Source organism: Acinetobacter sp. 231_lipA (genome assembly GCF_058243005.1).
Map to the genome: position 1 here is coordinate 1496331 of NZ_JBZAYU010000001.1, position 19585 is coordinate 1515915.

General features: G+C 39.2%; 15 protein-coding genes, 4 pseudogenes and 1 other annotated feature. Of the genes and pseudogenes, 9 read left to right on the forward strand and 10 right to left on the reverse strand.

Going from position 1 to position 19585, the window contains the following annotated elements:
• The first annotated feature begins 155 nt into the window (after nucleotides 1-155).
• The 7 genes and pseudogenes from AC4CUX_RS07525 to AC4CUX_RS07555 all read left to right on the forward strand — a co-directional run.
• Nucleotides 156-278 carry a hypothetical protein gene (locus AC4CUX_RS07525; RefSeq protein ID WP_004684300.1) on the forward strand — a complete coding sequence of 41 codons (123 nt, stop codon included), beginning with the start codon at nucleotides 156-158 and terminating at the stop codon, nucleotides 276-278.
• 697 nt (nucleotides 279-975) lie between these two features.
• Nucleotides 976-1893 carry a LysR family transcriptional regulator gene (locus AC4CUX_RS07530; protein WP_004684302.1) on the forward strand — a complete coding sequence of 306 codons (918 nt, stop codon included), beginning with the start codon at nucleotides 976-978 and terminating at the stop codon, nucleotides 1891-1893.
• 144 nt (nucleotides 1894-2037) lie between these two features.
• The gene (locus tag AC4CUX_RS07535) at nucleotides 2038-2658 is read left to right on the forward strand and encodes a beta-ketoacyl synthase chain length factor (protein ID WP_490792622.1); all 621 of its coding nucleotides are present in this window, start codon (nucleotides 2038-2040) and stop codon (nucleotides 2656-2658) included.
• Complete coding sequence (locus AC4CUX_RS07540; RefSeq protein ID WP_490792290.1) at nucleotides 2652-3464, forward strand: lysophospholipid acyltransferase family protein; 813 nt, start codon at nucleotides 2652-2654, stop codon at nucleotides 3462-3464. Before AC4CUX_RS07535 ends, AC4CUX_RS07540 begins: the two co-directional genes overlap by 7 nt.
• Nucleotides 3448-3708, forward strand: a complete 261-nt coding sequence (locus AC4CUX_RS07545; RefSeq protein WP_286406794.1) for a phosphopantetheine-binding protein — start codon at nucleotides 3448-3450, stop codon at nucleotides 3706-3708. Before AC4CUX_RS07540 ends, AC4CUX_RS07545 begins: the two co-directional genes overlap by 17 nt.
• Nucleotides 3709-3717: 9 nt before the next feature.
• Entirely contained in the window at nucleotides 3718-3966 is a 249-nt protein-coding gene (locus AC4CUX_RS07550) for an acyl carrier protein (RefSeq protein ID WP_234965112.1), read from the forward strand.
• A pseudogene (locus AC4CUX_RS07555) lies at nucleotides 3963-4406 on the forward strand (COG4648 family protein); the annotation flags it as partial. The gene AC4CUX_RS07550 and the pseudogene AC4CUX_RS07555, both read left to right, overlap by 4 nt.
• 259 nt (nucleotides 4407-4665) lie before the next feature.
• Here the strand turns inward: AC4CUX_RS07555 and AC4CUX_RS07560 are convergent.
• The 8 genes and pseudogenes from AC4CUX_RS07560 to AC4CUX_RS07595 all read right to left on the reverse strand — a co-directional run.
• Entirely contained in the window at nucleotides 4666-5925 is a 1260-nt protein-coding gene (locus tag AC4CUX_RS07560) for a type II toxin-antitoxin system HipA family toxin (RefSeq protein WP_125274152.1), read from the reverse strand.
• 4 nt (nucleotides 5926-5929) lie between these two features.
• Entirely contained in the window at nucleotides 5930-6232 is a 303-nt protein-coding gene (locus AC4CUX_RS07565; protein WP_044431308.1) for a helix-turn-helix transcriptional regulator, read from the reverse strand.
• A 595-nt stretch (nucleotides 6233-6827) separates the two neighbouring features.
• On the reverse strand, nucleotides 6828-9791 hold the full coding sequence (locus tag AC4CUX_RS07570) for a tyrosine-type recombinase/integrase (RefSeq protein WP_096911474.1): 2964 nt from the start codon (nucleotides 9789-9791) through the stop codon (nucleotides 6828-6830).
• Nucleotides 9788-11968 carry a hypothetical protein gene (locus AC4CUX_RS07575; RefSeq protein WP_096911473.1) on the reverse strand — a complete coding sequence of 727 codons (2181 nt, stop codon included), beginning with the start codon at nucleotides 11966-11968 and terminating at the stop codon, nucleotides 9788-9790. The genes AC4CUX_RS07570 and AC4CUX_RS07575 overlap by 4 nt, the downstream gene beginning before the upstream one ends.
• Nucleotides 11965-12597, reverse strand: a complete 633-nt coding sequence (locus tag AC4CUX_RS07580; protein WP_227518639.1) for a hypothetical protein — start codon at nucleotides 12595-12597, stop codon at nucleotides 11965-11967. The genes AC4CUX_RS07575 and AC4CUX_RS07580 overlap by 4 nt, the downstream gene beginning before the upstream one ends.
• Nucleotides 12598-12843: 246 nt before the next feature.
• Nucleotides 12844-13344, reverse strand: a pseudogene (locus AC4CUX_RS07585) (IS3-like element ISAba18 family transposase); the annotation flags it as partial.
• Between the two features lie 37 nt (nucleotides 13345-13381).
• Complete coding sequence (locus AC4CUX_RS07590; protein WP_096911503.1) at nucleotides 13382-14368, reverse strand: IS110 family RNA-guided transposase; 987 nt, start codon at nucleotides 14366-14368, stop codon at nucleotides 13382-13384.
• Nucleotides 14369-14607: 239 nt separating this feature from the next.
• Nucleotides 14608-15317 (reverse strand): annotated as a pseudogene (locus tag AC4CUX_RS07595) (IS3 family transposase); the annotation flags it as partial.
• Nucleotides 14926-15042: a sequence feature (AL1L pseudoknot), on the reverse strand. (Overlaps the previous pseudogene by 117 nt.)
• Nucleotides 15318-15362: 45 nt before the next feature.
• Between AC4CUX_RS07595 and AC4CUX_RS07600 the strand changes: the two are divergent.
• Nucleotides 15363-15692 (forward strand): annotated as a pseudogene (locus AC4CUX_RS07600) (transposase); the annotation flags it as partial.
• Nucleotides 15693-16005: 313 nt separating this feature from the next.
• Nucleotides 16006-17349 carry an aspartate aminotransferase family protein gene (locus AC4CUX_RS07605; protein WP_096911423.1) on the forward strand — a complete coding sequence of 448 codons (1344 nt, stop codon included), beginning with the start codon at nucleotides 16006-16008 and terminating at the stop codon, nucleotides 17347-17349.
• A 68-nt stretch (nucleotides 17350-17417) separates the two neighbouring features.
• On the opposite strand, the gene qhpR is transcribed toward AC4CUX_RS07605, so the two are convergent.
• Together qhpR and AC4CUX_RS07615 are read right to left on the reverse strand one after the other, a co-directional pair.
• Nucleotides 17418-18452, reverse strand: a complete 1035-nt coding sequence (gene qhpR / locus AC4CUX_RS07610) for an AraC-like transcriptional regulator QhpR (RefSeq protein WP_004681105.1) — start codon at nucleotides 18450-18452, stop codon at nucleotides 17418-17420.
• A 99-nt stretch (nucleotides 18453-18551) separates the two neighbouring features.
• The gene (locus AC4CUX_RS07615) at nucleotides 18552-19556 is read right to left on the reverse strand and encodes a phosphotransferase enzyme family protein (RefSeq protein WP_096911424.1); all 1005 of its coding nucleotides are present in this window, start codon (nucleotides 19554-19556) and stop codon (nucleotides 18552-18554) included.
• Nucleotides 19557-19585: the final 29 nt, after the last annotated feature.

Sequence of the window (19585 nt, forward strand, 5' to 3'; positions counted from 1 at the left end):
CCCAAAGGGTGTTTAACAGTTGTGTTAGATAGGTATTCGTTGAAGGCGGGCCACTTCAACAGCAAGAAAGAGAGTATCTAGCTGTGCTTCATTTTTTTACTACGCCTTCCAATAAGGAATTGGAGTGTCGTCATAACTTTCAGTATGAGACCGATATGCGTTTGATCCAACGCTGTAAATTCCTTGAAGATCAAGATGAGAAAAAAGCCATTCAACATCTTTTAAAAGAACGGGGTTATACCAAAGCTGAGATTTTAAAGCTCACGATTGATGGCTAAATCTAAGATTTAAAAAAGCTTCCTATTTTGGAAGCTTTTTTGTTTTTACATGTTCTGTTTGGCTTCTCACCAGTTTGAGAGACAAGCGACTTTGATTCGATATTTACATAATGCTTCACGTGGAACATAAAAAAGCCCGAAGACTAGGGTGGTGAGAAGTTCTGCTGTCAGCACGGTATGCTTTTTCAGCGCTTAGCCCCTCAATTTCGATGAAAGATCAGAATCATCAGTTCTCAATATTTGAGCTGAATTTAACTCAGGTACAAGAGCATGCTGCTTGCTCTCACATGATTTCGTTGTATCAAAGTAGAGATATCACAAGAGTTCGATGCATAGCCACGAGTTAAATAGGACAGTTGGTGGGCTGGATTCGGTCGTTGTACCTCTCAAAAAACTGAAGGAATCACGCTTCAACCTAGGCATGATTAAGAGATGGGCTTAAAAGTCATCCACAGTTATAAAAGAAAGCCTTACTTCTCGATTGGCGCACATGTACGGATCATGAAGATTGTGAATTTGAATGCTTAAATTTTTTCATTCTCTGTAAATGGGGCGAGTGTTTTTGTTGCAGATCATAGATATTAAAATGAAATAAACTAATTAAGTATAAATTAAGGTGAGAAAAAGTAATCAAATGTGGCTTTTATAGGTTAAGCTATACCGTATTCATCAAGATTAAAAAATTGGGCCGCGCCAGATGTTAGAACTCCGCCATTTAAAAACCTTAACCGCTTTAAGAGAGCATGGCTCATTGGTGGCTGCTGCGGGAGACCTATGCTTAACGCCTTCAGCTTTGTCGCACCAGTTGCGTGAGTTAGACCAGTGGTTTGGGGTTGAAGTGGTGAACCGTCGTAGCCGTCCCGTTAGCTTTTCTAATGTGGGACAGCGTTTGTTAAAACTGGCTGATGAAGTGTTGCCGCAGGTGCAAATTGCACAAAGCGACATCACCCGTATTGTGCATGGTCAAACTGGACGTATTACTTTTTCCTCAGAGTGTCATAGCTGTTTCGATTGGTTAATGCCGTTATTAAATCAATATCGCCAACAATATCCAGATGTTGATCTGGACTTCGCTTCAGGTTTTGAGGCCAATCCGCATGAGTTATTGCAGACGGGTGAGTTTGATTTATTGATTACAGCCGACCCGATTGCGTTAAAAGGGGTGGAGTATTTTCCGATTTTTGAGTATGAATCGCGTTTGGTTTTATCCAATACCCATCCTTTGGTTCGTGCCAAAGACATTACCGTGCAAGAACTTGCAGAAGAAACCTTGGTGACCTATCCAGTGGATAAGCACCGTTTAGATATTATGTCGCGTCTGTTTATTCCGGCCAATATCCTGCCGAAACAGATCCGCACCACCGACCTCACCCAAATGTTGATTCAACTGGTGGCAAGTGGGCGTGGTATTGGGGCATTACCCGATTGGGTGGTGAACGAATATGAACAAAAGGGTTGGGTGACTTCGCGTCGTTTGGACTGCGTAGCGCCTGAAGGTTTGCGTCGTACTCTTTATGCAGGCTATCGTACTGAGGAAAAAGAGAAGGATTATTTCGAAGGCTTTTTAAAACAACTGGATAAATTTGCCAAGAAAAGAACGCAATATTATATCTAGTTGCTCTTGTTTTAAGGAGGGGGATCAGTGTTGTTGCATCCTCCTTTTTTGAACCTATCAGCGCTTGTTATTTTTTGTGAAAAATGTGGCTCAGTGCTATAATTGCGCGCCTGATAATTTGTCAACTTTTAAACACTGATCATGATGATGCAACTCCACGTATCCCGCTTGAATATGAGCTTGGTTGATCAAGAATTATCAGCTATAGAGTACATTCCTGCGATGCAACGCCGGCGCTTATCGCGTCTGGCAAAGCTGGCTTTGAATAGCGCAATGCAGACTTTAGCCACCCAGAATGTCGATTATATTGTTTGGGTGTCGCAATATGGCGATGAAGCAAAAACCCTAAATATTTTAGAAGATGTGTTACGCGAGCAAACCCCTTCACCGACTCAATTTTCAACGTCGGTACATAATGCAATTTCAGGCTTATATTCCATTTTATGTCAGGATGCGACAGCTGCGACCAGTTTGGCGGGTTCGTGGAATGATGGTCTGATTGAAGCCTATGCGTGGTTAAAAACAAGGCCAGAAGCTTGTCAGGTTTTGCTGGTGTATTATGATGAAGCCTTGCCAGACATTTATGCCGAGCATCAGCCATTTGCTGCTTTTGCGATGGCAGCGATGATTTCATTAGCGCCTGCCAACTTGATGTTGACGCCAAAGCATACGGATGCAACGCCAGCCTATCAGCAGGCTTTGGCATTTAATACGTTTTGGACTAATCCTGAGCAAACTGAATCAGAAGCGTGGACGAAATGCTGAAATTAAATCGGATCAAGCAACAAGCCAACTATGTTTGGCGCGTTGGGGCGACAGGATTTAGCTTTGCCAGCTTTGGCTTAGGCGGTGTGGCGATTGGTGGTTTGATTGCACCTCTGGTCAAGCTGAGCTCAGCAGACCTTGAGCTTCGCAAGCAACGTACTCAAAAGGTGATTAAACACAGTTTTAAAGGTTTCACCGAAATGATGGTGAAACTGGGCATTATGACCTATACGGTTGAAGGTTTAGAGAAATTACAAAACAGTCAACAAGAGTTGGTCATTGCCAATCATCCGACACTGATTGACGTGGTGGTTTTAATTGGTTTAATGGAACAAGCAAACTGCGTCGTCAAGCAGGCGCTGTGGTCAAATCCATTTACCAAAGGCCCTGTGCAAAGCGCAGGCTATATTTTAAATGCAGGTTCTGAACAGTTTATTCAGGACTGTGTACACAAATTACAGCAGGATCATGCGGCGTCCTTGTTGATCTTTCCTGAAGGGACACGGACAGCAAAAGGCGAGCAATTGAATGACTTTCAGCGTGGTGCAGCCAATATTGCTTTGCGTGCTGGTGTGCCGATTCGCCCTGTGCTGATTAGCTGCACGCCATCGACCCTGACTAAAAATGAAAAGTGGTATCACATTCCAGAACAGCCTTTTCATATCCATGTGAAAGTGTTGGATGCGATCCGAGTGGAAGACGTATTGGATGATGTAACGGTCAATCCCAAAAATGTGCGTCAATTAAATCAACAATTACAGTGGTTTTTTAACCAAGAGTTATCCGTAAATGAGCAATCTTGCTGATGAATTAAAGCAAATGATTATTGATGTCCTCGCCCTTGAAGACATCCGTATTGAAGATATTGATACAGACGTGCCTTTGTTTGGTGATGGTCTGGGTTTGGACTCGATTGATGCTTTAGAACTGGGTTTGGCATTGAAAAAGCGCTATGGCATTCATCTAAATGCAGAGTCTGCAGAAACCAAAGAACATTTTAAATCAATTCAAAGCTTAGTGGCTTTGGTTGAAGCACAGAAAACAGCATAAGAGGTTGCTATGCTTGCACAAGAAACCGTGTTAGAAAAATTACGTGAGTGGATGGAAGAGCTGTTTGAAATTGCGCCTGAAGATGTGCAGTTAGAATCAAACCTAGCTTCAGACCTCGATGTCGACAGTATTGATGCCATTGATTTGGTCGTAAAAATTAAAGAGCTGACAGGTAAACAAGTTAATCCTGAAGACTTTAAAAATGTGCGTACCGTTCAAGATGTGGTGGCCGTGATTCAGAATATGTCGGCTGCATGAACAATATTTTAAAAGGGATAGCAGGGGTCGGATTGATCCTCTATCCTTTTTTTGTAGCTTATGCTTTAGCACATGGACAGTATGTCTGGGTCAGTGCGGTATTGATTGCACTGGGCGTCTTGCGTCTATTCAGTAGGGGCAATGCCCTGCTGTGGCCATTGACAGGTTTTGCCATTTTATGTGGCGGGCTGAGTTTGATTTTAAAAGATCATGCGTGGCTTAAACTCTATCCTGTCTTTATGAGTCTCGGGGCGCTGTTTATTTTTGCCAGCACCTTGATTCGACCGCCTTCGATGATTGAACGTTTTGCACGTTTGGCAGAGCCTAATTTGCCCGAAGAAGGGGTAGAATGGACCCGTCAAGTCACCAAAGTTTGGTGTGGGTTTTTCTGCATCAATGCGATCATTGCCTTGATCACCGTTTTCTTTGCACCGATGAAACCCCAACCTTGGCAAGGTCACCGAGATTTATGCCATTAAATGATGTTAACTATAAGTATATGATTTAATTGATTGTGTGTGGTTTTTAGTGGGGTGAAATTTTTAGCAATTTAGATCATTTAAGGGTATTTTGGTCACTTCATATTGGAAATTTTAGTCTATAAAAGTCACCTGTATTTTGGTGCGAATTTTCATGAGAAACAACAACTTTATATAATTTAATATAATGATTGTTGATCCTCATGAAAATTTTTTATATTCAATTCAATAAATGAATATTATGCTCAATCCTATTTTGGATCATCTGGAGAGTCTCTGTTTGAATTTGTCCAGGTAATAGATTATGAGCGATATTGCTGAATCGGATTGCAACCTTACAAATCGAGCCAATAATTTCATCGACTTCTTGGACACAAAGTTCCGCTTCCTGAGTACCAAGTTTTACAAGAGCTTGTCGAGGAATATCCAGTGCCTCACCCATGATATCCATTTGATGATATCCACCTGGCCCTTCACAGAAAGTAACATCATAGGCAGGGGAGAGTTTCCATTGCCCATTTTGGGACATCAGAAATGAAAAGTTTTTGCAATGATCATCTCGATTATTGAAGACTACATTGAAAACAGCTCGCTTGAATGCAATTGCTTTTTCGCGAACATCATTGGTGCAAAAGTGTGCAGCGCGAAGAAAATTACTGTAGTCTAAACTCCCCGGTGATTTAAAATCAGCTCCGGTGAAGGCAGCTAAACTTTGCATAGGGACACGCATACCATCATGGCGGTCAAATCTTTTTGATGCAAATGCGGTTAATCCATTCGGAAGAGTAAAATATTGAGTGTCAGGGGTGTCAATATCACAATGACGTAAACATTCTGCATAAACAGCTTCAATTGCACAAACTTCAGGATGCTCTTGCTGAGCTGGAAATTTGATCAGCCAGGCTTCATGTTGATATGAGCTAACTGTTGAGAATTCGTTGGTGACAGGATCACGATAGACGAGCGCTTTTGGCCTTGCACCTTGTGGAGATCCACCCATAATTAATAAGTGCTGTAAAAATTCTGCACCTTCTCCTTTGAGAACTTCCTGAACTTCTTGAGCGAGTTTAATCAGTGGAATATTTTCAGTTAATGCTAACTCAGGTGCTGAAGGTTCAAAGGATAATGCCCCCATTGCATGTGTATTAATATACGTGAGTCTTTCTAATGGCCCAATCCGTGCTGGATTGAGTCCATTTTTTTTAAATAAGCGATCCATAAGAAGCATGCCCCAACCATCGGGCAAGGCATCATATATAGGACCTGGCAATCCCATTTGATGTGTAGGAAAGTTCGTTCTTAATGAGTCACCTTTTAATGGAAGTAGGTAAGAGGAAAGTTCTAAACCTTTACTGATCGCTTCTGCACTGTATTCAAAGGCAATTAATGGCCGACCTGTGATTGCGGTTGAGGAGACCAGTGTACCCCAAAGCCAATATTCACCCCATCCATTGTAGTAAACATTAAGTTTTTTGAGCATGGACTTATTTCCTTTTGATACGTTGGCGAGCCGTATTGCTCTCATAGCGGAGAATGTCATTTACACTGTTTAAATGAGGTTTGAAGAGTTCCTCTAATTCTTTTAATCGGCCCAATACCATGGCAACGCGTACTAAATTTTCAAATGAAACATTTCGACCAGCTTCCAGATTAGATACTGTATTCACGCTAATACCAGCACGTGTAGCGACGTCTGCCTGAGTCATTTCCAGATAAAGTCGTTCTTTGCGAAGCCTTTCACATAATAAAGTAACAATCTCTTCAGGTTTTTTGAAGTTTAAATCCATAATATTGGGTCTTATGTGTATATATGTATATTAAACCACAAAATAATGGATTTATATAAATAAACCATTTGATGTAAGGAAGGTGCTTAATTGGCCTGATTAGATTTAATTAGACTAAAGAAGTCTAATTAGACATTTACGAGTCTAACAACTTGCTTTAAGTTCAATTAGTTTCGCGTGATGTAGCGAGAAACCTGGATTTGCTATCAGTTCAATGTGGAATATCTGACACAAGTGGTCTGGAGCAATGAGGTCGATGGGCAGCGCTTTGCCTTGCCTGTTACCTTAATTCAGTACCGATTCACAATTTATTCATCATATTCTGAAAATATTTCTTCAATTTCATCCTACTGCGGCAATTTATACTTTTTTATTCACTTCGAATTGTAAACCAATACTGCAAATTCTTGTTTAAATGATCATTAAATTTTGTGCTAACTTGGACAGACATTATTTGGCTAGTGGGACAAACAGTTATTGCTCTTTAAGATGATTAATTTTACCACTCATGGTTGGAAGTCTATATTAAATCATTACAGGAATGACTGGTAAACCACGAATAAGAATGCGTGGTAAACTTATCCAATAATTTGCATTAAAGATGAGAAACGATCATTAGATACATCAGTAGTTTGAATACCCCAAGTGCTTTTGCATCTTTATACTTGAAAGAGAACTTGATTCGCTCTTCCTCCTCATTCAGGCTAAAATTTTCTGCCCGTAATGTTAAATCCTGTAATGTCTTTTTGAGCTCTATCTTGCTCTGCTGAGAGAGTTCTAGATGAAGATATTTCTTGGGAAATAAGCTATGAATAAAAGAAAGAAGTTTCTTCAGTTGCCGTTTTTCATTCAGTTCAAAAATTAACTGGGCTGAATTGGGCTGAACTTTTTCAAGATAAATTGAGTAGATCGTATGAAGCTGTTTTTTGTATTTACTTTGTACATTTGCATAACGCTCCTGAACATGTTGAATGACCTTTTTTTCCTCCTGATTGGTTGGCAACATGGTGACCAATGCATTCGGAGTTTTCCTTAAAAAATCTGTGGTAAATAACCTCGATGATTTTTTTTGGTTTACACAGGAGGTTTTCAAATGCTGGGCTCTAGCACGTAATTTTTGCGCGATTTGCAAAGGAATGGCTTTAGGTAACATAAGGTCTTGTTCTTTTTCTACTGCAAGAATGTGATGCAATAATTCAAAAGTCATCTCTGAGTCATGAGCTCCTAGCATCAGTGAATCAGGCGATTTCTGTTGTTCTGGTTGATATTGATGATCATGTTGCCTGTAACGGTCTTTAGTGAGTTGATCAAATAAAAACTGTTTGATCGCCCGTTGCTGAACAGGATATTTAATAGCATCATCATGTTTCAGAATATTAAAATAGGCTTCTTTAGGAAGCGGGCTGTGCATTTGATTCAGCTGGTAGCTAATTGCTAGATGCATTAAATGCAGATAGCTTGAACAAGTGGTTTCAGGCGTTAGGTGCCCGGCAAAATGAGAAAGTGCATACCAGGTTTGCTGAGTATTTCTGTTTCGCAACAATGCATAACGGATACGTAATTGCTCATGTGGGCTATAGTCAGTAAATGCATCTGCAAGTGTTGAGTTTTTTAAAATCAGGTAAAGATGATTAAATGCAGAATGGCGCAGACTATGGTAAGTAAAATTGTGTTCTCCAAAAACTGGCTGGATCAATTGTTTCAATAGGGAATTCACTTCATTTTCATGAGTTTCTTCTAAGGACTGTTTTAAAAATAGCGGTTGTGCAACTGATTTTCCTTGTTCTTTTAGCAGACGTTTTCTATTCTGACTATATGTTTTAAATGCATGTAATTCGTCGGCTTTAAGTAGATGATGCAGGGGAATCTTGCGGTAAGCTGAGTAGCTTTTTTGATTTTTATTGCGATTGTTGCGAATGGTGAGTATCACAGCATCTTCACTAATAAATAGATCACGTACGAAGATATTCAATGTTTCATTGATCCGTAGTCCGACTCTGAACCCCAGAATAAAAATCAGTTTAAATATATTTTTATCCTGAATCGAAATATCTTGAGTATTTTCGAGCTGCTCTAGCATGTGGTAAAAAATATGGGGCGAGATCAATGCGGTTCTGCAGATTTTTACTTGGATTAAACTATCCAGATCCACAGTGGGCGCGTTAAAAAATAATGTCTGTTTGTGATGAAACTCCTGTAGACGTTTTTGTAAAGTCTCTCTAGTTGTTTCTTTCTTTAATAAAAGCATTTCTCCATACATATCTTCAAAATCGGCATTTGAAAATGATGAAATGTCTTTGTCTTGCGTTGCCATCAGCCAATCGATGGCAAACTGTGAAAACATGGTATTTAGAGAGCTTTGCTTAATAGGTTGAAAATCTGCACGTATAAGCTTGCGCTCAAATCGTTTCTGTTGTTGGATAATTTGATTTAAGCAGTTTAATTGAGTCTCTGTTAATTTGGAACGTAGGATGGTCCACAGCAACAAACGCTCTAAGGCAGGAGACAGTTCTCTGGAATATAACCCTATGAGTTGATCTTTATAGTTTTTTGCACGAATGGCTTGACGTATTTCTACAAGAGTTTCTGCTATATCTGATGCGATATTGACTCTAGAGTGGTTCTGATGGTTTTCACAAGTATTCTCAACTTTAATGTTATTGGTGTGCTTTTGTTCAAACTGAACAAAATAAGCTTCTAATTGTTTTTCGAGAGGACTGGAACTGTAAATTTCATTTTTTAGGATACAAATGGACATTTGATCCAGTCCGCTGTTTTTCAGGAACTGTGTATAGTAAAAACCGTATTTTAACAGGTCTTTACAACGTACCTTTTCCTCAGGGAAGCATTCAATAATACAAGCGTTAATCAGATGTTCTGCATCTTCAATATCCGAAAATAAATCAAACTTTTGATGTTTAAGTCTGTAGATCCAGCATTTCACAATGTCGTGTAGCACAAACGTTTTTGTATAGCTGACTGAAAAATCAGGGTCATTTATACGCTGATTACCGAAATTCCGGTTCGGGATTTCGAGTGTTACCATATGATTTAGGTTTAAAAAACTTCGAAATTTCTTTGTTTTTAAAATGATTTTTAAAAAAAATTGCAATTCGGCATGGTTATAAATGCCATTAAATAATATTGAACTGATCAAACAAAAGCCAAGAGATTGGGTGGGACTGAAGTCATTTCGTTTTGTCCAGTAAGCAATCATATTTTGGGCAAATTGAGTAACTTTTTTACCATGTTTTAAGGTTTCAATATTTTGTAGTGGCAGAGACCTTTCGTACCTTACGGGAGCGGCAGGCACTGGATAGTACTGATTCGATGAAAGATTAAAGCGCTTGATATATTTAGCAAATTCTATACGGGCCATCTGATAGCTACGGATGTTTGACTTACAGTGTTCTAAAAGCTGATTATCAACTTGACGACAAATTTCCGAATAGTTCTCAGGCGTCAGCTCTATACATTTCTCACTAAACAAGTTCAGAAGAAATGCTTTGTTTTTTCTATGCTTTTTTATTCTTTTGAGGGAGTGTGGGTGTTTACTCATTCAATCAGGAACCCGTTAAATGTAGACATACTTTTAAGCTTTAAGAGTCCGACCAGCTTGTCTTGCGCTGCTCGAATGTGATCGTAATCGGTTGCCTGAAAACCCGAATAGCGGTCAAAAAGTTCCTGCATGGGCCCATCGTGACCAAAGATGCCATTCAGCATATCTTCATCGCAGTGCTGTGCAAAAAAATAGCGAGCGAAATGGCGAGTCCAATTGCGCTGCAAAACTATATTTGGACTGTTCTTTTCAATATCAGCAAGCTCTAAATTTCGGATATATCCTTCAGTCTTGGGATATACAAGAAAGGGGCATTGACCATCAAAGATTTCTTGAATTAATGCTGTTTTTACTTGGTTAGCACAAGCCTTCATAAGGTGCTGAAATTGTTTTAAATAATTCAGATAAGACTGTATTTCATCACGAAGAAAATTATTAAATGGTAGGTAGCGTCCAATGGTACCCGAATAACGTTGTTCTTTATCTGCAACAGCCACCAAACAGTTGTCGAGATCAAGATAATCGAGATTCGGGGGAAAGGCTTCATTTGGTCGGGCAGATGTCATAATCATGCAAACGTACCATAGCCAAATTGAATAATATTTCAGTGTTTTGAAAGGGTTAGGGTTTCCCCGAACTTGCTTGTCAAGCTGTTTAAAAAAGGATTTAACCAGAGGCAGGTCTGGCGTTTGCTGACTACCGAAAGTAACAGGGGATTCAAAGTCTTCGATATAACTAGTGTCGAGCTGCTTGCAAACCAGATAAAGTGTTTGGCTATAAATATCGAGGATATCAACAATTTTCATTGAATAGTAATGGCTTGGGGTGTAGCTATTAACGTTTTCTCCACTAAGTAATTTACTTTCCAATTCATATCCGAGTTCATTCAACGTGATATCGCTGATTAAACGAGGAAGGTTTCGAGCTGTTAAATGAAAAGTAAGGCCGTCACTGATTCTACGTAAGTATTCTTGTACATCTGAAGTAATATCAGCTTTATCCCACTTTTTTAGTTGAAAAATCTGATCAAAATAAACTTTGGGTAAGGGGATGGTAAAAGAATTTCCTTTATTCAGCATATATTTTTTTAATAAAGCATCTTTAAATTTAGAGTTATCAAAACTTTGCCGAAAATAGAAGTTTTCAGGGCTAAAAGTAATTTCTTTTCTTTTTGAACTCAGACGGAAATTTTTCCGAAATACTAATAGCTCTTTATAATGTGTCAAACTGAGTACTGAAAATAAAAGTAAGGCATGAATTGGAGAGGTTTTTGCCTGTTCAAACAAAATTCGCATAATATGCTGTGCGGTAGGCAAATCCAAGACACGAGGATTTGACTTGCTCATTAACTGATTCTTGTTTTGATGCAGAACTTTGTTCTTAAGATTATTGACCTGAGCTGTAATAGAGTATTGCTCAAGAGGATTAAATTCAAAATTATGATCTTCAACTTTTTCTATAGTTTTATCTTCGCGTGGTTGTTTAGCTGTACCTTGTTCAAAATGAGTCTGATACGTTTGTTCATCATCGAGAGATATTCTTGATATCTTTTGAACATCAGTTTGAGGAGCTTCTTTGGCACCTGAACTGCTTTGGCGATTTCGTTTTAAACGTTCAGACTGAGTAAAGACATATTGATAGATGACACGTAGATTTGCCAGCTGGCCAATTTGTTTTTCATCTAAATTTGGTGTGGAGCGGTTAAGTAACTCTCTATTCTTAGTTTCTTCTTGGTTTAGAAATTCAAGCAGATCCTTTAATTCTATAGGAAGAGGAGCTAAGAAATTGTAAAGCCAATAGTATTCTTGCTTTGTACTAGCTAAACGAAAACGTCTACAGAGGTTAGCTACAGTGGCTGCATGTTCTTTGCTATCAAGCAATTCAATACATTGAGTATTAAAAATGGCCCATTTCAGGGCATTAGCTTGATATGCTGAAGGCGTATTAATGACTGCAATAAGATAATGAACGAGAGGATATTCACTGATTGATTGTTCTACAAGTTTTTGATTTATAATATTGTTAAGTTCAATAATTTTAGTAGGTTTAATGAACTCATTGAGTTTGATTGAATTTTGAAAACTTTCTAGCTTTGCTTCTGCTAGTGTTTGATAGAATTCTCGAAACGGCTCAAGCTTTAATTCTTGAGTATCTTCTAAGTAACTATATCCGTTCATGATGATATTCCAGCCAGAATTTTTTCTAATGAAAGTGGACCAGCATAATTTGAAATAGGACTTACTGGACTTTTGGATTTAGACAGCCCTGATAATTCTCGTAGATGATTGATAGTTAGAACTTCCTGACCGAAAACTTCCTGAAGATGTGCGGCTAAGTATTGTTCATTTAGCCAATGTGCGATGATATCTAAGCCATGAATTGAGTGATGTAATCCGGAACATAGTAATGCCTTTACTTCGCTTAAAGCCATGATGGTGAATTCGTAGGAATTATTTTTTTCATAAGCTCTAAACGTAAATTCAGTTTTATACTTATTGTAAAAATAAGCATAGATCCAGCTGAAATGACTACTAAAAAAATAGTGATCAGCTTTGTCTGTTGTCAGAAGAGGAATTTCGATATTCTGTTTAAAAGTTAAATTCAAGTGATAGTTTTGCTGTTTCTCATTAAGCTGAAAAAATAGAGCAATCCAGATTTGGTAGGCATGCATACATTTTGGATAACACATTAATTGTAAGTTTTTTGAAGATACACGATGACTTTTAATAGCTTTTTTTTTATAGACATATGCTGATGTCTCCCCATATTTATGCCAAGTGGCTGAAAAATAAGCTATAATATTCACGTATTTTTTATAGGAGAGTCAATGGTCGCGCACCCTATATTGTGTTATTAAATTGTAAATTTCACTATATATAGTGTTTTTAATCTTTTTAGCGGTAATTAAAACCCTATTGAATTATGTTTTTAGTAAATATTTAGAATATTTAAGTTGGATTTACAAGGAATTGCATATAGAGATCAAAGAACTGAAACAGGTAGAAGTCATTACTGAACCGTACCGGGTTTGTCGGAGACTTTTTTATTTAAGTTAGGCCACCTGACCTAACGGGTTAATCTTATCATAGTACATTGCTTCAAACTCAAAAGGCGATACATAACCCAGTGCACTGTGTACACGCTTTTTATTGAACCAATCTACCCAGTTTAGTGTCGCAAGTTGTACATCTGCTAAACCTTGCCAATCTGCTTTTAGATATTCAATCACCTCTGTTTTGTATAAGCCATTCACCGTTTCAGCCAAAGCATTATCGTATGAATCACCAGTCGTACCGACTGATGCTCGTAAATTTGCTGCTTCTAAACGATTGGTATAGCGAATGGAAAGATATTGCACACCTCTGTCGGAATGATGAATCACATTCTTTGGCATGCCTCGATCGTGCAATGCTTGCTCAAGTGCATCGAGTACCATATCTGTATTCATCCGTGTAGATACTTTCCATCCAACAATTGCTCGTGAGAACACATCAATAATAAAGGCGGTATAGACCCAGCCTGAATTTGTTTGAATATAGGTAAAGTCACTGACCTGAGATACCGTCTTGGTAGTCAATCAGGTTTTGAGATTATTCGACCACTAAATAATCTCTTTGATAGGCAGTCTGATGTTTTAAAACGCCATAACACAGATGTATAAGCTTGCGCATTGCAGCACCTAAAGCACACATTTTATTTTTACCCTGGCTTAATAATCGTTGATATAAAGCTTCAATGTGTGGATTATATTTAATCGCTGTTAATGCCGACATATACAATACTGAGCGTATTTTACTGTCACCTGCTTTTGATAAGTGACTTTGCTTGTTGACTGAACTGCCAGACAACTGATGTACTGGAACCAAACCTACATATGCAGCAGCTTGACTTGCTTTTTCAAACTTGTGCGAATGAAATAACCCCAACAGTAATAAGCCTGATCGTTCACCGATTGAAGGAATAGTTTGCAGTAATTTCAAATCCTGTTTCAATGTTGGATCTTGATCTATGTGATTATTTATTAACTTATCAATATGTTCAAGTTGCTGATTTAAATACTCAATATTCTCTTCAAGTAATTTAATCACAACAACGGAGGTATGAGTGGACTGCGCCTTTTCAAGTCGATTCTTTTCCTGCAATAGACTACCTAGATAGACATCTCGTCTACCTAGTAAAGCTTTTAATAATCTGACATTTTCAGGTTCAGGCTGCCATATGATTAACTTTGCGGTGTAACCATAACGTGAAAGAGCTTCACTATCAGCTTTATCCGTTTTATTTAGCATGGACATGCCTTTGGCAAAGGCTCTTACTCGTGAAGGATTAGCCACACAAACCTTTACACCTGCATCATATAGATAATATCCCAAATTCTCGTGATAAACCGAAGTCGCTTCCATGATTGCTGTCACTTGATCAGGTTCAATTTTAAGAGTGATGAGCCATTTGAGCAGACTGCCAAAGCCACTTTCTGTATTAGTAAATATTTTATTTTTTCTTTTTCCAGTCAAACCTTGAGGGAAAATGCAACAATCTATTTTGGTTTTACTGACATCAATACCTAGCATAATCATGGTGATATTCCTTGAGTTTAAGCTATGATTTTTATCCCATTAACCATCATCTTACCTTGTGAATACAGCATCAAAGTGCTTAGTTGCCGTTCAGAGTTGTATGAGGGATAAGGGCAAATTGTAGGTTTTATCTCAGGTTCAAATTTAAGATTTTAGCAGCACTCCAAACTCTACAATTTGCGTATAGTGGTAGCTAATCACTATATCAATCAAGATACAAGAAGCATTGCTTCGCAAGGGTCAGGATGATCAGCACTAAAATTGCGTTTCACCAAGTCATCTGCTCGTTTTTGATCCTCTCGGCTACGGGTAGTTTGTTTATTCTTACCACGCCAAACACCTTGTATACCTAGTTTTTGCATCAATCGAGCAACTGTACAGCGAGCAATAACATAGCCTTCACGTTTCAATTTTTGCCAGACTTTACGTACACCATACCGACCTGAACTTTCCTTCCAAATTCGTTTAATCTCCTCAGCATGATGCAAGTCATGTAAATCTCGCTTTGCTCGATGTTCTGGATTTTCGCAGAGATCTAGAGTCCGGTAATAGGTTGAAGGTGCTATCGGTAAAATTCTACAAATCGCATCAACACCATATAAGTCTTTATTGTTATGGATGAAATCCACCATTATTTGTGTGGGCGGTCGAGCTCCGCCTGGGCGAAAAAAGCGGCTGCTTTACGTAGAATCTCATTGGCGCGTTGCAGTTCTTTATTTTCGCGTTCGAGTTGTTTGATACGTTCTTGGTCTGAAAGCTGCTGTACTTTAACTGGATTTTGTTTATCTAAATATTTTTGATACCAAATACGTAGTGTTTCAGGAGTACAACCTATCTTGGGAGCAATAGCGGTGATCGCAGCCCAATTCGATGGATAATCTTTTTCAGATTCAATCAATAATTGAACCGCTCTTTCTCTGATTTCAGGGGTATATTTTAATTTTGTCATCGGAATAGTCTCTCAGAATATTGACTCTCCGACAAACCCGGTACGGTTCAGCCTGGTCAATATCACGATTTAGTAGAAACCAAACCTTTAATTGAAGATGTTGATTTTCAAGCATTACTGGCTGATAAAGCATTTGATGCAGATTGGCTCATCAAAGAACTCAATGAACGTAAAGTGAAAGTGGTGATCCCACCCAAATCTAATCGAAAAGTAATGAGAGCCTTTGATACGACTATGTATAAATGGCGTCATCTCATTGAAAACTATTTCTGTAAGTTAAAAGAATTTAAACGTATAGCGATGTGTAGTTGTAAAACAGATATGAGTTTTGAAGCCATGATTCAATTTTGCGCGAGTTTAATTAACTCTCTGTAATTCTCAACAGACCCTAATAGAGAGCCTGTAAATAAATTTCAGTAGTTTTATCATTTATTAGGGATGATGGAATTCAACTTTATTTTTTGTCAGGCTTCTTTAGCGAATTCATTTAAAGGCTATTTATTCACTTTTCATAATAAAAGTGCTCAGATAGATATCCTATCGCTCGTATTGTGAAGAAATTATCTTATAAGATTTGACTTCAAAAATTACATATCGCGCTCTAAAGTCAAGTCTTTAAAATGAGCACTGTGCAATATAAAAATCATTCAAATGCACTAAAAAACAGTTTGTGAGAGAGGAATAGTAGATGAATACACGATCTACCATTATGGATACCAATAGCTTCCGTGCCGAGCATGCGAGTGCACTAGATTCTGAAACCCGAAAACTGACCGATCGACGTAGCCAAAATTTAGGTGAATCTTACCGCTTGTTTTATCGAAACCCAGTGCATCTTGTAAAAGGGCAAGGACAATACCTTTGGGATGCTGCAGGCAATCAATACTTGGATGCTTATAACAATGTCGCTAGTATAGGACATTGCCATCCTGCGGTCATCAATGCTGTCAATGAACAAATGCAAATGTTGAATACACATACTCGTTATTTACATGAGCGCATTTTAGATTATACCGACGAGCTTTTAGCGACCACACCGACTGAAATTAACAAAGCCATGTATATGTGTACGGGTTCTGAGGCGAATGATTTGGCTATTCGTATTGCCCGTGAATACAGTGGTGGTACGGGCATTATTGTGTCTCAAGAAGCCTATCATGGTACTAGTGATCTTACTTCGGGCTGTTCGCCTGCGCTTGGTACAGGACAGACCTTAGCTGCTACAACTCGTTTGGTGTCAGCACCTGATCAATATCGTTTTGAGGGTGAAGATTTAGGTGACTGGTTCGCCGCGCAAATTCAAGCACAAATTGATGATATGAATGCCAATGGCATCAAGTTTGCGGGCTTCTTAGCCGATTCCATTTTTTCATCAGATGGGGTAATGCCAAATCCTATTGGTTTCCTGAAAAAAGCAGTGGATGTGGTGCATGCCAATGGTGGTATTTTCATTGCTGATGAAGTACAGCCGGGTTTTGCTCGTACAGGCGATTCTTTCTGGGGTTTTGGGCGTCATGGTGTGGTGCCCGACATCATTACCACAGGCAAGCCGATGGGCAATGGTATTCCAGTATCAGGTTTACTCGCGAAAGATCATGTGTTGTCTGCCTTTAGTCAAAAAATCCCTTATTTCAATACCTTTGGGGGGAATCCTGTGGCGATGGCAGCGGCGCAGGCCGTGCTGAAAACTATTCAAGAAGAAGAGTTACAAGCCCATAGTCAGCGCCTTGGTGGTCTGCTTTTGACAGAATTGCGTAAGCTGATGGAAAAGTATGACTGTGTTGGTGATGTGCGTGGTGCTGGTTTATTTATTGGTTTCGAATTGGTACAAGATCGTTTCACCAAAATGCCTGATAAAGCTCTGGCATTGGATTTGATTGAAGAATTGCGTAATACGCATCGTGTACTGACCTCTGTTGCGGGACCATATGGCAATGTCTTGAAGTTACGTCCACCATTGGTGTTCCAAGAAAAGGATATTGATTGGTTGGTTGGGGCGTTGGATCAAGCCTTAAGTAAACTGCAAAAATAAACTTAAATGTCATACATATTTAACCCCGCTCATTGAGCGGGGTTTCTTTTTTATTGATGTCTTACCGCTTAATGTCGTAATTGGCGCGGCGTACAGCCAAACCAACGCTTGAATGCACGGGAAAAGGCACTGACTTCGGAATAGCCTAATAAAAATGCTACTTCAGAAATCGGTAAATTCTTCTGTTGAATATAGTGTTTGGCCAGTTCATAACGAACTTGATCAATTAGTTGAGTAAAGGTGATGTCGTGTGATTTTAAGCGCCGTGATAAGGTACATGGACTCATATGTAAATCTAGTGCAACTTTTTCCAAATTAGGTTCACCATGAATCAAATCTTGCTGAATGTGCGCACGGACTTGATTGGTTAAACTTTGTGACTGCGATTGCGTATTCAGAATTTTTAAAGTGTCGAGCATCATGGTGAGCAGCAACGGGTCTGACTGTGGCATTGCGGTTTTAAGGTCTGATTTGGCAATCAAAATTGAATTGAATGGCTGATCAAAAAACACTGATGCATTAAACAGTTTACTGTGTTCTTGCCAAAACTCGGGACGTGGGTGTTCAAAATGAATTTCGCGTGGTGAATAGTGTGTGCCCAAGACTTCACGAATTACATTCATAAACATGCCCACTGTGAGTTCGGCATCTTGTCGTCGCGATAAAATTGCACCATGCTGGACTTGGTAGTCGAAACGGTAGGCATCATTGACTTCAACCATACGGCATAAAGTATCTTTTTGATGCAGATTAAAATGCGAGGTCATGTTCTTTAATGCATCTTCCAGCGATGCTGAACATAAACCAATATAGCCAATCAGTCCTAAGGCTTTGGGATGAAATTGCTGCCCATAATGCAGTCCGAAATTATCGCAATGTGATAGTTTTGCGGATTGTTCCAAGACTTCGCAATAATTGGTGAGTTGCAAACTGAGGGTCGGGCTGAGCAATAATTCAGGATTAATACCACTGATCCCAAAAATGCGATCGACATCGGCACCTTTATGCAGAATAAAGTCACTCAGGCCTGTCGCGGCAGCTGATAAAATGCCTTGATTGCTGATGTCTTGAGCGTTGATGGATAGAGGATTAAATTGAATCATGCATAGCCTCTTTTAATACAGAACCGATATTGTTCTAAATTAAGCAAGAGCTATGCCATTCAATGTTTTTACGGTTTGATACTGCCTACAGGTATTTTTTTATATACCTGCTGGAATCTGGTTGTTAAGATATTTTTTGCAAAGTCGCACAGTTTCATCCGACCATTGCGCTCCCAAACTTTTGGCCATGTCGGTATAGGCATGTGAACCGAACCAAGCCATCAATTGGATTCTACGTTGCATAATAAAGGTGGGAATCAACGCATACTCTTCTCCACTCACATGCCCAATTTTTTCATAACCATTCAACCATTGTTCGACCCACTTGGGTGCAGCAGTATAGTGTTCATTAAAACTAATTGCTGCCGCTAAGTCATGCATAAACCAGCCCATGCCGCAGTCGTCAAAGTCAATCACACCAACCTTTTTTTCATTCAACAACAGATTGGTCAGTCTGAGATCAGCATGGATCAGCCCATAGCGATCTTTGGACTTCCCAAATTGATTTAGCTCGGTGGCAACACGGCAAATTGCCTCATCAATCACGGCATGATCTACCGATTTTAACTGTGGGGCATGACGCCAGTCACCCCAATGTCCATCGGCAAAAACCATACTTTCATGATCCCAAACAATACGTTGGAAGTCGGCGGGCATCTCCCATGTTTTACTGTGCAGGTGCAGTTGTGCTGTGATTTCACCCAACTGCTTAAAATCACATGGATCGACATTATCTGCTGTAGGCATCACACCTTTTACCCAATGAAACAGCACTGCATGCCTTGAAATATCTGGGCTGAGTGCCAATGTTTGGACTTTATCTCCATGACAGTCGGCAATGGCAATCGGCACCGCGATGCCATGCGCATTTAACGCATCTAACCATGCTAGTTCACTTTCGATTTGTTGTTTGGAATGATAATTGGGACGATGAATGCGTAGTGCATATTGTTGTTGAGCGGTTTTCACAACAAAGGTGGCATTTTCAGATTGGCAGAGTAATTTGATCTCGCCTTGATAGCATGCTGGATAGGTTTGCATGGCTTTTTTTGCCAATTCGTAGAGTTGTTGAATGCTTAAATATTCATTTTGTTGGACGCTCATGTTGTACTCCTTTTCATGCTGATCTTGGG